This window comes from Mucilaginibacter pallidiroseus (genome assembly GCF_007846085.1).
In the GTDB taxonomy this organism is placed as follows: domain Bacteria; phylum Bacteroidota; class Bacteroidia; order Sphingobacteriales; family Sphingobacteriaceae; genus Mucilaginibacter; species Mucilaginibacter pallidiroseus.
The window spans coordinates 345,082-358,205 of the sequence record NZ_VOEJ01000003.1 but is presented as its reverse complement, the minus strand read 5'-3'; the positions used below and the strand labels follow the sequence as shown (position 1 = coordinate 358,205).

General features: G+C 44.4%; 13 protein-coding genes. 9 read left to right on the top strand and 4 right to left on the bottom strand.

What is annotated here, in order from left to right; all coding sequences use genetic code 11:
- Window positions 1-42: 42 nt before the first annotated feature.
- From thrA to FPZ43_RS08530, 5 genes are all read left to right on the top strand, one after another.
- On the top strand, window positions 43-2,493 hold the full coding sequence (gene thrA, locus FPZ43_RS08550; protein ID WP_146381447.1) for a bifunctional aspartate kinase/homoserine dehydrogenase I: 2,451 nt from the start codon (window positions 43-45) through the stop codon (window positions 2,491-2,493).
- Window positions 2,494-2,545: 52 nt separating this feature from the next.
- Complete coding sequence (locus FPZ43_RS08545; RefSeq protein ID WP_146381446.1) at window positions 2,546-3,565, top strand: homoserine kinase; 1,020 nt, start codon at window positions 2,546-2,548, stop codon at window positions 3,563-3,565.
- Window positions 3,566-3,708: 143 nt separating this feature from the next.
- A complete protein-coding gene (gene thrC / locus FPZ43_RS08540) occupies window positions 3,709-5,019 on the top strand; it encodes a threonine synthase (protein WP_146381445.1) in 1,311 nt (436 codons plus the stop codon).
- Window positions 5,012-5,443, top strand: coding sequence for a hypothetical protein (locus FPZ43_RS08535; protein WP_146381444.1), 432 nt, complete (start codon window positions 5,012-5,014; stop codon window positions 5,441-5,443). Before thrC ends, FPZ43_RS08535 begins: the two co-directional genes overlap by 8 nt.
- A complete protein-coding gene (locus FPZ43_RS08530; RefSeq protein ID WP_146381443.1) occupies window positions 5,440-6,045 on the top strand; it encodes an HAD family hydrolase in 606 nt (201 codons plus the stop codon). Before FPZ43_RS08535 ends, FPZ43_RS08530 begins: the two co-directional genes overlap by 4 nt.
- Before the next feature lie 129 nt (window positions 6,046-6,174).
- On the opposite strand, the gene FPZ43_RS08525 is transcribed toward FPZ43_RS08530, so the two are convergent.
- Both FPZ43_RS08525 and FPZ43_RS08520 read right to left on the bottom strand, forming a co-directional pair.
- Window positions 6,175-8,472, bottom strand: a complete 2,298-nt coding sequence (locus FPZ43_RS08525; protein ID WP_146381442.1) for a TonB-dependent receptor — start codon at window positions 8,470-8,472, stop codon at window positions 6,175-6,177.
- A 69-nt stretch (window positions 8,473-8,541) separates the two neighbouring features.
- Window positions 8,542-8,865: a hypothetical protein gene (locus FPZ43_RS08520; protein WP_146381441.1), complete on the bottom strand. Its 324-nt coding sequence runs from the start codon at window positions 8,863-8,865 to the stop codon at window positions 8,542-8,544.
- 132 nt (window positions 8,866-8,997) lie between these two features.
- Between FPZ43_RS08520 and FPZ43_RS08515 the strand changes: the two genes are divergently transcribed.
- From FPZ43_RS08515 to FPZ43_RS08500, 4 genes are read left to right on the top strand one after another with little or no spacing between them, the layout of a single operon-like run.
- Window positions 8,998-9,354: a hypothetical protein gene (locus tag FPZ43_RS08515; RefSeq protein WP_146381440.1), complete on the top strand. Its 357-nt coding sequence runs from the start codon at window positions 8,998-9,000 to the stop codon at window positions 9,352-9,354.
- Window positions 9,355-9,371: 17 nt separating this feature from the next.
- Window positions 9,372-10,085, top strand: coding sequence for a peptidylprolyl isomerase (locus FPZ43_RS08510; protein WP_146381439.1), 714 nt, complete (start codon window positions 9,372-9,374; stop codon window positions 10,083-10,085).
- Window positions 10,086-10,102: 17 nt separating this feature from the next.
- Entirely contained in the window at window positions 10,103-10,870 is a 768-nt protein-coding gene (locus FPZ43_RS08505) for an exodeoxyribonuclease III (protein ID WP_146381438.1), read from the top strand.
- Window positions 10,871-10,883: 13 nt separating this feature from the next.
- Complete coding sequence (locus FPZ43_RS08500) at window positions 10,884-11,210, top strand: nucleotide pyrophosphohydrolase (RefSeq protein WP_146381437.1); 327 nt, start codon at window positions 10,884-10,886, stop codon at window positions 11,208-11,210.
- A 6-nt stretch (window positions 11,211-11,216) separates the two neighbouring features.
- Here the strand turns inward: FPZ43_RS08500 and FPZ43_RS08495 are convergent, their stop codons facing one another.
- On the bottom strand, window positions 11,217-11,933 hold the full coding sequence (locus FPZ43_RS08495) for a 2-phosphosulfolactate phosphatase (protein ID WP_146381436.1): 717 nt from the start codon (window positions 11,931-11,933) through the stop codon (window positions 11,217-11,219).
- 80 nt (window positions 11,934-12,013) lie between these two features.
- On the bottom strand, window positions 12,014-13,093 hold the full coding sequence (gene gcvT, locus FPZ43_RS08490; protein WP_146381435.1) for a glycine cleavage system aminomethyltransferase GcvT: 1,080 nt from the start codon (window positions 13,091-13,093) through the stop codon (window positions 12,014-12,016).
- Window positions 13,094-13,124 lie beyond the last annotated feature (31 nt).

Below are 13,124 nucleotides of genomic sequence, written 5' to 3'. Positions count from 1 at the left end.
CTTCCTCCTAAACGGGGAAGGCTTTTTTATTAACAGCTAAAAATGAAGATCTTAAAATTCGGTGGCACGTCGGTAGGCTCGGCCAGCAGCATCCAAACCCTGCTACAAATACTGAAAGCAGAACACAGCCAGGGCAACCGCCCCGTGGTTGTGCTAAGCGCAATGGGAGGGGTAACCAACCTGCTTGTCGAAATGGCCGAGAATGCCGCTGCAGGCCGCGAGTTTACCGCCCAATTGGCTGAATTGGAGAAACGCCACTTTGATGTGGTGAAAGCACTGCTTGATATTCAAAATCAAAACCCGGCGTTTACCCGTTTAAAAATTCATTTTAACCAGCTCGAAGAATTGTTACAAGGCGTGCTTACTCTGCGTGAGCTTACCCCCAAAACACGCGACCAGATTTTAAGTTATGGCGAGCGCTGCTCAACCCTAATGGTTAGCAAAATAGCTGCCCAGCACTTCCCCGAGGCACTTTTTGTTGATGCATCTGAACTGATTAAAACAGACAGCGCCTTTGGCCAGGCAAAGGTTAATACTGAATTGACCGAACTGTTGATACAAAGCTTTTACCGCGAAAACAGCGATAAGCTTTTATTTGTAACCGGTTACATTGCCGGCAACGATGCCGGGCAAATAACTACGCTTGGCCGCGGGGGCAGCGACTACACCGCAGCCATATTTGGCTCGGCATTAAATGCAGAGGAAATACAGATTTGGACCGATGTTAACGGCATGATGACAGCCGACCCGCGAATGGTGCAAAAAGCTTTCCCGTTAGAAGAGTTGAGCTATACCGAAGCTATGGAGCTATCATACTTCGGCGCAAAGGTTATTTACCCGCCAACCATGATCCCGGCTTTTTTAAAGAAGATCCCGATCGTCATCAAAAACACTTTTGAGCCCGAGTTTGCAGGTACGGTAATTCGTCATGATTGTAAATCGTCCAACCTTCCCATAAAAGGCATCTCATCTATCAACAACATCAGCATCCTTAATTTACAGGGAAGCGGCATGGTCGGTAAGTCGGGCTTTAGCGGCAGGCTATTTTCTTTACTCGCCCGCGAACAGATCAATATCATCCTCATCACACAATCATCTTCGGAACATAGCATTACGTTTGCGGTGCAGCCACACGATGTGGAGAAAGCCAAACAGGTTATCGAACTGGAGTTTGAGCTCGAATTATTAGCCAACAAACTGGAGCCGCTGGTTATAGAATCCAATCAAGCTATATTGGCCATTGTCGGTGAAAATATGAAGCAAACGCCGGGCATGAGCGGTAAACTCTTTCACGCGCTTGGCCGTAACGGCGTCAATGTAAGGGCAATTGCACAAGGCTCTTCCGAGTATAATATTTCGGTAATTATATCAGCAAACGAGCTTTCAAAAGCCATCAACGCAGTGCACGATGCCTTCTTTATCAATCTTACCAAAACGCTGCATGCCTTTTGTCTTGGTACCGGCAATATTGGCAAAACGTTATTTAACCAGTTAAACGCACATAAAGATTACCTGCAAAAAAACAACGGAATCCAGGTGAAGGTAGTGGGCATAAGTAACACCCGTAAAATGGTTTTCAATATTGATGGCTTATCCTTAGACACTTGGCAGGACGAATTGCAGGAATCGATGCACGAGGCAGATCTGTCAGCCTTCATATCAAAAATGAAGGATATGAACCTGCCCAACTGTGTATTTATCGATAACACAGCCAGCCCAAAGCCAATAGCATTTTACGAAGAAGTATTTAAATCAAACATATCGGTAGTCACCTGTAATAAAATTGGCAACTCTGCTGCCTATAGCCAGTATGAAACCTTCAGGGATACAGCTCGAAAACACGGCGTCGACTTCTTTTATGAAACCAACGTTGGTGCCGGCTTGCCCATTATCCGTACACTAAAAGACCTGATGAACAGCGGCGACAGGGTAAAACGCATCGAAGCGATACTATCGGGCACCATTTCGTTTATCTTTAATCACTTTAAAGGCGAGGCAAACTTCCATGATGTAGTTAAAGAAGCCCAGGAAAAAGGCTACACCGAACCCGATCCGCGCGATGATTTGAGCGGTAAGGATTTTATGCGCAAGATACTGATTTTGGCGCGTGATGCAGGTTACCATATGGAAGAGGCCGATGTTAAAATAAAAAGTGTGTTACCCAAAGCCTGCCTTGAAGCGGCAACGGTAGAAGATTTTTACGCATCATTAAAAGCAGAAAATGCTTTTTTTGATGACCTGAAACAGCAAGCCGAAGCCGGCAAAAAAGTGTTGCGCTATATAGGTAAATTAGAAGACGGCCAGGCTTCGATAACCCTGCATATGGTTGATGAAAACCACCCTTTTTACATGTTATCAGGCAGTGATAATATTATCTCGTTCACTACCGACCGCTATAAAGAACGTCCGCTGGTTGTTAAGGGTCCTGGTGCAGGTGCCGAAGTAACCGCCGCCGGTGTATTTGCTGATCTGATAAACGTAGGCGCTAATTAGTTGCCCCCGGCCCCCTGAAGGGGGAGTAGAGTGGAATAAATTTTAATATAACATGGAAACTAATATAATAGAAGATAAGCAATACCCCCTTCAGGGGACAGGGGTACTAACTCCCCCATCAGGGGGCGGGGGGGCTGTAGGTTCGTCCATACAGGTTTTTGCCCCGGCCACTGTTGCCAACGTGGTTTGCGGCTTTGATGTGCTTGGCTTTGCCGTTAATGAGCCAGGTGATGAGGTTATCATGCGCCGTACCAATAAAGCAGGCATCACCATCAGTAAAATTACGGGCGATGATGGCAGGCTGCCACTTAACCCTGCTAAGAACACGGTGAGCGTAAGCGTTCAGCATTATTTACAAAGCATTGGCCGTACAGATATTGGCTTGGATATAGAACTCCATAAAAAAATGCCGATAGGTAGTGGCCTTGGGTCAAGCTCGGCAAGTACAGTAGCGGGGTTGTTTGCTATTAAAACCTTAATGGGCGATGACACAGATGCGTCGACACTATTGCCCTTTGCCATGAAAGGCGAAGAAATGGCCTGTGGCCATGGGCATGCAGATAACGTTGCACCGGCATTAATGGGAGGTTTTGTATTGATACGCAGTTATGAGCCATTGGATGTTGTGCGTTTACCCCATCCGGCCAACTTGTGGTGCGCCATTGTATTCCCTGATGTTGATGTGCCAACGCGCGAAGCAAGGCAAATCATCCGCAATAAGATACAGATGAAAGATGCCGTTACCCAGTGGGGCAATATTGCCGGGCTGGTAAGCGGGCTGTTTATGCAGGATATTGACCTGATTGGCCGCAGCATGAAAGATGTACTGGTTGAGCCGGTGCGCAGCATGCTCATCCCCGATTTTTATGTAATGCGTGAGCTGGCTATGGAAATGGGTGCGGTTAGTTTCGGCATATCCGGTTCTGGCCCATCGGTGTTTGCCTTTACCCGCGATGAAGATACCGCAAAACGTATCACAGCTAAATTACAGCAGCATTTAACGAGTATAAAAATCGGCTCGAACGCGTATGTATCAACGATAAATGATAAGGGGCCGAGAGTAATCGGTTAAAGTAAAAGTCAAAATTAAAAAGTCAAAACTGTTGCGTCATTGCGAGGAACGAAGCAATCTCTCGCTGACCACGGTGTTAAAGCATAGTTAAGAGAGTGCTTCGTTCCTCGCAATGACGCGTGGTAAAATTCTTACAACAGAAAATGAAATTTTACAGTACCAACAACACCGGCCTGCGGGTAGGTTTCAAAGAAGCGGTGTTTAACAGCATGCCGCAGGATAAAGGTTTATACATGCCGGAAAGCATCCCGGTGCTCGACGAGAAGTTCCTGACTAACCTGGACGAATATACCTTGCCGGAGATTGCATTTCATGTGGCGCAAAACTTATTGGGCGATGATATCCCGGCCGATGATTTAAAGGCTATTATTCATGACGCCATTAATTTCCTGGCACCTGTTGTCGAGCTGGAAAAGAATGTTTTTGTGCTTGAGCTTTTCCATGGCCCATCTTTGGCATTTAAGGACTTCGGCGCACGGTTCATGAGTCGCGTTATGGCTTATTTCCTTGAAAATGGAGAGAAGCAGCTTGATGTGCTGGTTGCTACATCTGGTGATACGGGTGGTGCTGTTGCACTTGGCTTTCTGGGCGTACCTAACACCCGTGTTACTATCCTCTTTCCCAAAGGCGCTGTTAGCAAGATACAAGAACTGCAGTTAACCACTAATGGCCAAAATATCCGCGCATTAGAAATTGACGGCACCTTTGATGATTGCCAGGCGTTGGTTAAACAAGCCTTTACAGATGCCGAATTGAATGATAAGTTCCGCCTTACATCTGCCAACTCAATTAACATTGCAAGGCTTATACCGCAAACCTTTTATTACTTTAACGCCTATGCGCAGCTGTTAAGGCAAGGTATCAGCAAAGTTGTATTTGCTGTACCAAGCGGCAACTTCGGTAATATAGGCGCCGGATTACTGGCCTGGAAAATGGGCTTGCCTGTACAACATTTTATTGCTGCAACCAACGCAAATGATACTGTGCCGCAGTATTTAAAAACCGGTGTTTATGAGCCAAAGCCATCGGTAGCTACTATTTCAAACGCAATGGATGTAGGCAACCCAAGCAACTGGGTGCGCATAGCCGATTTGTTTAAGGATGAACCGGCAAAATTAAACGCATTAATTGACGGTTACACTTACAACGATGAGGAAACCACACAGGCCATTGAAGAGCTATTTAATGACCACCATTACGTTGCATGCCCGCATACTGCCATTGCCTGGAAAGCATTAGAAGCCTATCAGCAGGAACATCCGTCAACGGATACTGCCGGTGTGTTTTTATCTACCGCCCACGCCTGCAAATTTCCTGATGTATTACCAACAAACGTTGCAGACAGCATTGTAATACCGGAGCAGGTAACTAATCTTGATAAAAAAGAAAGCAAGGCAGTAAGTTTAGGTAAGGATTTTGAAGGATTTAAAGGATATTTGCTCAACAATGCATAACCCTTTAAACAAGAACGCTGTAAAAATAGTATGGCTGATGGCCTTTGTTGCTTTTGCACTTGCATCATGCGGCAAAAAACAAAAGTTTGACCGTAAGCTCTGGGATGATGGCGACGGTATTACCTTCCCCGAGCGGGATGGTATGCTCGAAGACCTGATAAAGAATCGTAAGCTAAAAGGTAAAAACTTTAAGTATGTGGTAAATTTGCTCAGGTATCCGCAGCGCACCGGTTTCCCAGATTCCATGACTATGGATTATGAAATTATCCGCAAAATGGACAGGCTGGATACGGTTTATGCAAAAACCCTGGTTATATATCTTAACAAAGATTCGGTTGTTACAGATATGAAGGTTTTCGAGAAGAACAATAAAGAGAAATTGCTGAAGAAATATAAAGAGCAAAACAAAGACAAGAAAAAGTGATAAAAACCATCATATTCGATCTTGGGGCAGTGCTTATTGACTGGAACCCCATTTACATGTACCGCACCATATTTGCAGACGAGCAGGAAATGAAAAACTTCCTGGACCATGTTACTACTTCCGACTGGAACGAAGAGCAGGATGCCGGACGCACTTTGCAGGAAGGTACCGAGTGGCTTGTTACCAAACACCCGGAGCACGAAGCTAACATACGCGCTTTTTACGGACGTTGGGACGAAATGCTTGGCGAAGCAATTGAAGGCACCGTTGAGATATTCCGCGAGCTTAAAGAGAGTGGCAAGTATAAAATATATGCTTTAACCAATTGGTCGGCCGAGACATTTCCGGTGGCACAAAAACGTTTTGACTTTTTAGGCTGGTTTGATGGTATCGTTGTATCGGGTACCGAAAAAATGCGCAAGCCTACGCCCGAGTTTTACCATATACTCCTTGACAGATACGATGTAAACCCAGCTGAGTCATTATTTATTGACGATAACTACCGTAACATATTAGCTGCAGAAAAATTAGGTATCAATTGTATCCACTTTACTTCGCCAGAGCAGCTTCGCAGCGAATTGGATGCGAAAGGGCTAATTTAGATCGACATTCAGTTTTTAAATATTGGTTTGTTTGATACGAGTATCAGCAATAAATCAAAATCATACCCCATAAAAAAAGGCCCCGCTACTACCCGGGACCTTTTCACTAACTAAACTAACTAACTGTACTTATTTATTGGTTCCAAAGGGCAAGTACACCCCAAAGGTAATATTACGCCCTGGATTATAGACACCAAATGTTGGGTCTTCCTGGCTGTAACGGCCCGGCCTTAAACGGTTAAGGGCATCATAGTATTTTTTGTTGGTTAAGTTATAACCAGATACATATAATTTAAGCGGCTGCGAACCAATTTTAAACGTAGCGCCTATACCTGCATTTAATAGCGTGTAAGCATTTGTTGGTGTCTCAAATGTTGCATCAACACGGCTTTGTTTAAAAAAGTTATCTATGCCGGTATAAAAGTAAAAGTCAGTTACGCCTTTTACCTTTGGCTCAAAGCGCAGCGTATTATGCACCACACCTGCCGGTATCAATGCCAGAGGCCTGTCGAAAGTTCTATTCTGCGCTTGGGTGTATGTAAATGTATTCTCCACGTGTATGAACGGAACAGGGTGCAACGTTAAGTTACCCTCAAAACCATAAAGGTTGGCGTTAACCTGCCCGTAACGGTAAACATCGTAGCTTTTTTGCTCACCGGTTTCCTCATCCTCGCGGGTAATTTGTTCGGCATTAGTGTTTGAGGCGTAAATGTAGTTATGAATGTAGTTTTCATAAATGCCCAAACTGCCTGTTACAAAGCCCGATCCGTACTCCAGCGTAGCGTCTGCCTGGTAGCTGCGCTCCGGAGCAAGGTTGGCATTACCAATTTCGTAGCGGTTTGTACCTTCGTGCACACCGTTAGACCCAAGCTCGGCAGGGTTTGGCGCCCTGAATGCAGAACCGGCATTGGCCTTAAAGCTCAATACATCGTTAAACACATAAGTATAGCCCAATGCTGCACTTACGTTTGAGAAATGATTATCGAACCCAGGGAATACTTCTTCACCGTCTACCTGCTGTGCTTTACCAACATTTTTCACATAGTCGAACCTGGCACCAGCGCTAAAAGTGCTTTTCTCCCAGGTACGTTTTGCATATATAAATGCGCCCGCTGTACGTTCATCATAAGCAGGTATAAGCAACTCTTCGCCAAGGTTTATGCTGTGGCCAATGCTTCCGCTAACACCAATAACCGGTTTCCAACCGTTGGTTTCGGGCAGGTAATATTTGGCATCTATAGAGTAAGTATTTAGATCAAAAAATAGCGATGGATCATTGGTAGCTTCAAATTCTTTACGCTGATTTTTTTGGTAACCAAGGTCTAACTTCAATGAACTCGTACCAAATATGAAGTTGTTGTTCAACGCAACTTTATAGTGGCGGATATTTTGGTTTGGAAAATCTAACGTTCTCGACTTTGAATCAGTATACAATGGGTCGCCCGGCTCTGCATCGTAAAAACCAACATTGTTGTTAAAATATGAGAAATTTAAGTGCGAGTAGCCCCACGTTTTATTTACACCCAACATTGCGCTGGCATTGCTTTGGTTAAAACCGCTATTAATGTAACGGCCTGCCGGCGTACCAAATGCAAAAGCATTTTGGTAAGTACCGCGACCACGCCAAACAAAGCCATTTTGGTTGCCTGTTAGCATAACCGAGCTATTGCTTTGCCCGTTGTTTGTTGAATAGTTTTGAATAACCTCGCCCTGTATATTACCGCTTGACGGAATGGTTGGGTCGATAACGTTAATAACACCTCCCAGCGCATCCGAGCCATACTGTAGTGATGCAGCACCTCGCAACACTTCCACACGGCCCGCCTGGAACTGGTCCATTTCTATACCATGCTCATCGCCCCATTGCTGGCCCTGTTGTTTAATACCATCGTTTAAGGTAACAACACGGTTATAGCTTAAACCGCGTATAACCGGCTTTGAAATACCCGGCCCTGTTGTTATCTGGCTCACACCCGGCACCTGTTTAGCCAATGCGTCAATAAGGTTGGTTGATGAGCCCATCAGTTGATCTTTGGTAACCACCGTTGCCGATGTACTGTTAAAACGGCTCCCTGCAGTAATTGGCGTACCGGTTATTACTACTTCATGGGTTTCAATAATACTTGGCTGCATAGCAAAAACCAACGGTGTGGTCGAAGCAAAATCAACCGTTTGGGTAAATGTTTTATAGCTCACATAGGTTACTTGTAAAACGTAACGCCCGCGCGCCGGCGCATTACGCAGCGTAAACTCGCCATTGGTATTTGTAGCAACAGATATGCGCAGATCAGGCACGTTGATAACTGCACCAATAAGTGGTTGGTTGGTTTTTGCATCAACAACCTTACCTTTTAAATCAATAATATTTGCAAAAACAGTGGTTTGCAAAAACAGCAATATAAAGCAACTAACTAAACTTAGTTTCATAATCAATACGTTAAAAAATCAATAAAATACCGCAGCACGCGCGGCTTTGCACGAAAAATTTAAATAGAGTTATGAAATAACGGGAGGTGCCCGCCCCGGGGAGAGTATTAGGGCAATGCTCTTAAAATCGTACTGGAAGGTTTTGTAAATAAAACTACTTACAGCTACATGCGTGTAACTAACCCGGGCGGTTAAGTCCATAGCCGCATGGTGCATGCTATCACAAACAGAACATTTTTCTGATAAGGAAGCATGAGCAGGTCCCTTAGCATTAGTAAGGCTGTGGCTGTTTTTATTTACGTAGTGCTGGTGTGCATAAACCATGTACTGCCCCGCCACAAAGCAAAACAGCAACAGCCATGCGTAAATAATATGTGATACGTTTTTTTTCACACCAAATGTATTGTATACACTACCCCGCAAAAGTAACTAATAATTTATGATAATGCAGCAGGTAACAATATTGTTAATGGTGAGGCTATTTAGCGCACATATTAACAATGCCACATCTGTATATTTGCAGATATGAAACCAGCTGAGATCAACGCAAAATTTGCTGCATTGCAAACGCGTATAGCTACCGAGTTTGATAATGAAAAGCCTGATATAAAAGTGATACTTTTTTTAATTGGCGTGCAGGAGTTGGGCCAGGGGCCGCGCAAATTCAGCAAGCGCCAAAAAGAGGAACTAATGCACATCGCCAATTGCAAACTGTTTAGCCAAATGGGGTTTTACGAGCTTGAAGGGCAGGATCAGGATGGCTGGCCGCATTGGAAACTGATTAACAAAATACCAAGCTACACACTGCTTGAGCAGGAAATGCTTATGAAATCGCTTATTGTAACTTATTTTGAAACTGAAATGGAATGGGATCTTAATTAACCTAAACCAACCATTATATGAAAAAAGCACTACTCGCTTTCGCCTTTCTACTTTTTGCCTTCAGCTCAAACGCTAAACCGCCAAAAAACCAGTATGTGCGTATAAAAACAGCATATGGCAGTTGTATTATCCGCCTGTATAACGAAACGCCTAAGCACCGCGACAACTTTATAAAACTAACAAAAGAGGGGTTTTACAACGGCACACTTTTCCACAGGGTTATTCAAAATTTTATGATACAGGGCGGTGATCCCGACTCTAAAGATACCACCAAAAACAAAGCCGGTGCCGAGCTGGGTAACGGCGATGTGAAGTACACCATCCCGGCCGAGTTTAGGGATAGCCTGTTTCATAAACGCGGCGTATTGGCCGCAGCCCGCGAGGATAACCCGGCCAAGGCTTCAAGCGGATGCCAGTTTTATATTGTAGAGGGCCGCCGGTTTACTCCGGGCAAACTGGACACAGTTGAAAACACTCGCCTAAAAGGGCGAAAAATACCCCCCTCACAACGCCTTGTTTACACCACCATTGGCGGCGCGCCTCATCTCGATCAAAACTATACCGTTTACGGAGAAGTGGTATCGGGAATTGACATGGTAGACTTAATTGCCGCAGTAAAAAAAGATGCGAAGGACAGGCCTATTAGCAATGTTGCCATGACGGTTGAACTGTTAAGTAAAAAGGATTGTAAAAACCTGGACAAATTACTCTTCCCCAAAGAGAATAAATAACCAGCCCCAATTTGACTATGAAAATCATAACCTATAACGTAAACGGCATCCGCTCGGCCATAAACAAGAACTGGCTGGCCTGGCTGCAGGCTACCGACGCAGATGTTGTTTGCCTGCAGGAAATTAAGGCCACCCCAGACGTATTAACAGATCTTGGTTTGGTTGATGCCATGGGCTATCAGCACTACTGGTTCCCGGCCGAGAAAAAAGGCTATAGCGGCACCGCCATTTTTAGTAAAATCTTACCCAACCATGTTGAGTATGGCTGCGGTATCCCAGAATTTGACCGCGAGGGCCGTTGCATACGTCTCGATTTCGATGAAGTTTCAGTAATGAGTGCCTATTTTCCGTCCGGATCGAGCGGCGAAGACAGGCAGGCGTTTAAATTCCGTTTCCTGGATGAGTTTGGTAAATACCTAACGTTGCTTAAAGCAACACACCCTAACCTGGTTATTTGCGGCGATTACAACATTTGCCATAAACCTATCGATATCCATAACCCAAAATCAAACGCAAAGTCATCTGGCTTTTTGCCGGAGGAACGTGAATGGATGGAAAACTTTATTGAATCGGGCTTTGTAGACAGCTTCAGGCACATGAATAAGGAACCTCATAATTACACGTGGTGGAGTTTTCGCGCCAATGCAAGAGCCAAAAACCTGGGCTGGCGTATCGATTACAGCATGGTAAGCAAGGAGCTTGAGCAAAATATTAAGCGCTGTGCAATTTTACCCGAAGCTAAACACTCGGACCATTGCCCTGTATTACTCGAACTTGAATTTTAACATCAGTTAAAGCATGACTATAGAAGAAGCTCAGGCGGTTGTTGATAAATGGATTAATATCACCGGTGTACGTTATTTTAACGAACTTACTAACACGGCCATCCTGATGGAAGAAGTGGGCGAGGTTGCCCGCATTATGGCAAGGCAATACGGCGAGCAATCATTTAAAAAATCAGATACCGAAGTTAACCTCGCTGATGAAATGGCAGATGTGCTTTTTGTATTAATATGCCTTGCCAACCAAACCGGCATCGACCTTACCGATGCCCTGGAAAAAAACTTAGAGAAAAAAAGCATTCGAGATGCTGACAGGCATCAAAATAATGAGAAGCTTAAATAGCCCTGATTACTGACTAAGCTTAACAAGTTTTTCACCCTCAAGAATAGGAATGGCAGTTGTAAGGTCTATCTGCATGCAAAATGCAATATCCTTTTCTATGCCGAGTTTTTTTAGCCGCTCGCCATGTGAGGTTTTGCTTAGATATTGGCTAATATCGTCTTTGCCTAGTTGGTAAAGGTCGTTCGCAGCAATAGCAGGATCGTCCAACACATAGCCGTCAGCCTTAAGTTGTTCAACAACGGCACCTGCAAACAGGGTGTCCTCCAGGTTAAAGTTATTTTTCCAACCGGCGCAAACCAGCAATATATGCTGGTTTTGTTGCTTTAACCAATTGCAAAGCGAAGTTAAGTTTAGAAACGAACCTATAACAACTTCTTTGGCACTACGCGATAGATGCAATGCGTGTGTGCCGTTAGTGGTGGTAAGCACAACTGTTTTACCGGCAACCTTTTCGGCTGTGTAAGAAAATGGCGAATTACCAAAGTCAAACCCATCAACTACTTCGCCGTTGCGTTCGGCAGCAAGCAGGTAGTTAAATCCTTTTTCGCGGTAAGCAGCGCATTCTTCAACCTCTGATACAGGAATAATCGCCTCGGCACCATTTTCGATGCCATAGCAAATAGATGACGTAGCGCGAAAAATGTCTATCACTACCACTATATAATCCTCAACATTATACAATTGTATAAGGGCAGGAGAAAGGCAAACGTCTAAATTAGTCATTAGTAAATAGGTATTGGTTACCTGTTATTTGTAATGGTTGATAACCAATACCCGTAAACTGATAACCGCGCGTTGTGCTGTTATTTATAAAATGGCGGTTTTACTACCTTGGCTTTTACTTTATTATCGCGGATGCTGATGTATATATCGGTACCTTCTTTAGCAAAAGCATTGTTTACATAACCGAGGCCAATTGCCTTTTGTAAAGATGGCGACTGCGTACCTGATGTTACCTTACCAATAGTATTGCCATCTGCATCAACTATGGCGTAATCATGGCGCGGTATGCCGCGGTCTACCATTTCAAAGCCAACCAATTTGCGTTCAACACCGGCTTGTTTTTGGGCCTGTAATGCTTCGGCGTTTGTAAAGTCTTTAGTAAACTTTGTTACCCAGCCAAGGCCTGCCTCAAGCGGCGAGGTGGTATCATCAATATCATTACCGTACAGGCAAAAACCCATTTCCAGGCGAAGCGTATCGCGCGCAGCAAGACCAATTGGCTTGATACCGAATGGTTCGCCGGCTTTAAAAACTTCGTTCCAGATAAACTCGGCATGCTCGTTATCAAAATAAATCTCGAATCCACCGGCGCCGGTATAACCTGTTGCAGATACAATTACGTTGTCTATCCCTGCAAAAGTACCTTTCTTAAAAGTGTAGTATTCCATCGATGCCAGGTCGATATCTGTAAGGCTCTGCAAGGCTTCTGCTGCCTTAGGGCCTTGTATAGCCAACAAAGATGTACGGTCTGATATATCTTTCATATCAACACCAAACGTATTGTATTTCGAAATCCAGTTCCAGTCTTTTTCTATGTTCGAGGCGTTCACTACAAGCATGTACGTGTTCTCGTCTATCCGGTAAACCAACAGGTCATCAACAATGCCGCCGTCTTCATTAGGCAGGCATGAATACTGCACTTTACCATCATAAAGTTTTGAAGCATCGTTGCTGGTTACCTTTTGTATTAGGTCAAGCGCACCCTGGCCCTTCAGTATAAATTCGCCCATGTGGCTCACGTCAAAAACGCCAACCGCTTTGCGCACGGTATCATGCTCGGCATTTACACCGGTGTATTGAACGGGCATATTATACCCTGCAAAAGGCACCATTTTGGCACCTAAATTTGTATGTAGATCGGTTAAAGCTGTATTCTTCATGCGCGTACTTTATTCTTGGCCAAAAATAGCA

Coding starts and splice junctions, on each gene's coding strand:
- thrA (WP_146381447.1), top strand. CDS start 43: ATGAAGATCTTAAAATTCGGTGGCACGTCGGTAGGCTCGGCCAGCAGC.
- FPZ43_RS08545 (WP_146381446.1), top strand. CDS start 2,546: ATGGAAACTAATATAATAGAAGATAAGCAATACCCCCTTCAGGGGACA.
- thrC (WP_146381445.1), top strand. CDS start 3,709: ATGAAATTTTACAGTACCAACAACACCGGCCTGCGGGTAGGTTTCAAA.
- FPZ43_RS08535 (WP_146381444.1), top strand. CDS start 5,012: ATGCATAACCCTTTAAACAAGAACGCTGTAAAAATAGTATGGCTGATG.
- FPZ43_RS08525 (WP_146381442.1), bottom strand. CDS start 8,472: ATGAAACTAAGTTTAGTTAGTTGCTTTATATTGCTGTTTTTGCAAACC.
- FPZ43_RS08515 (WP_146381440.1), top strand. CDS start 8,998: ATGAAACCAGCTGAGATCAACGCAAAATTTGCTGCATTGCAAACGCGT.
- FPZ43_RS08510 (WP_146381439.1), top strand. CDS start 9,372: ATGAAAAAAGCACTACTCGCTTTCGCCTTTCTACTTTTTGCCTTCAGC.
- FPZ43_RS08505 (WP_146381438.1), top strand. CDS start 10,103: ATGAAAATCATAACCTATAACGTAAACGGCATCCGCTCGGCCATAAAC.
- FPZ43_RS08500 (WP_146381437.1), top strand. CDS start 10,884: ATGACTATAGAAGAAGCTCAGGCGGTTGTTGATAAATGGATTAATATC.
- FPZ43_RS08495 (WP_146381436.1), bottom strand. CDS start 11,933: ATGACTAATTTAGACGTTTGCCTTTCTCCTGCCCTTATACAATTGTAT.
- gcvT (WP_146381435.1), bottom strand. CDS start 13,093: ATGAAGAATACAGCTTTAACCGATCTACATACAAATTTAGGTGCCAAA.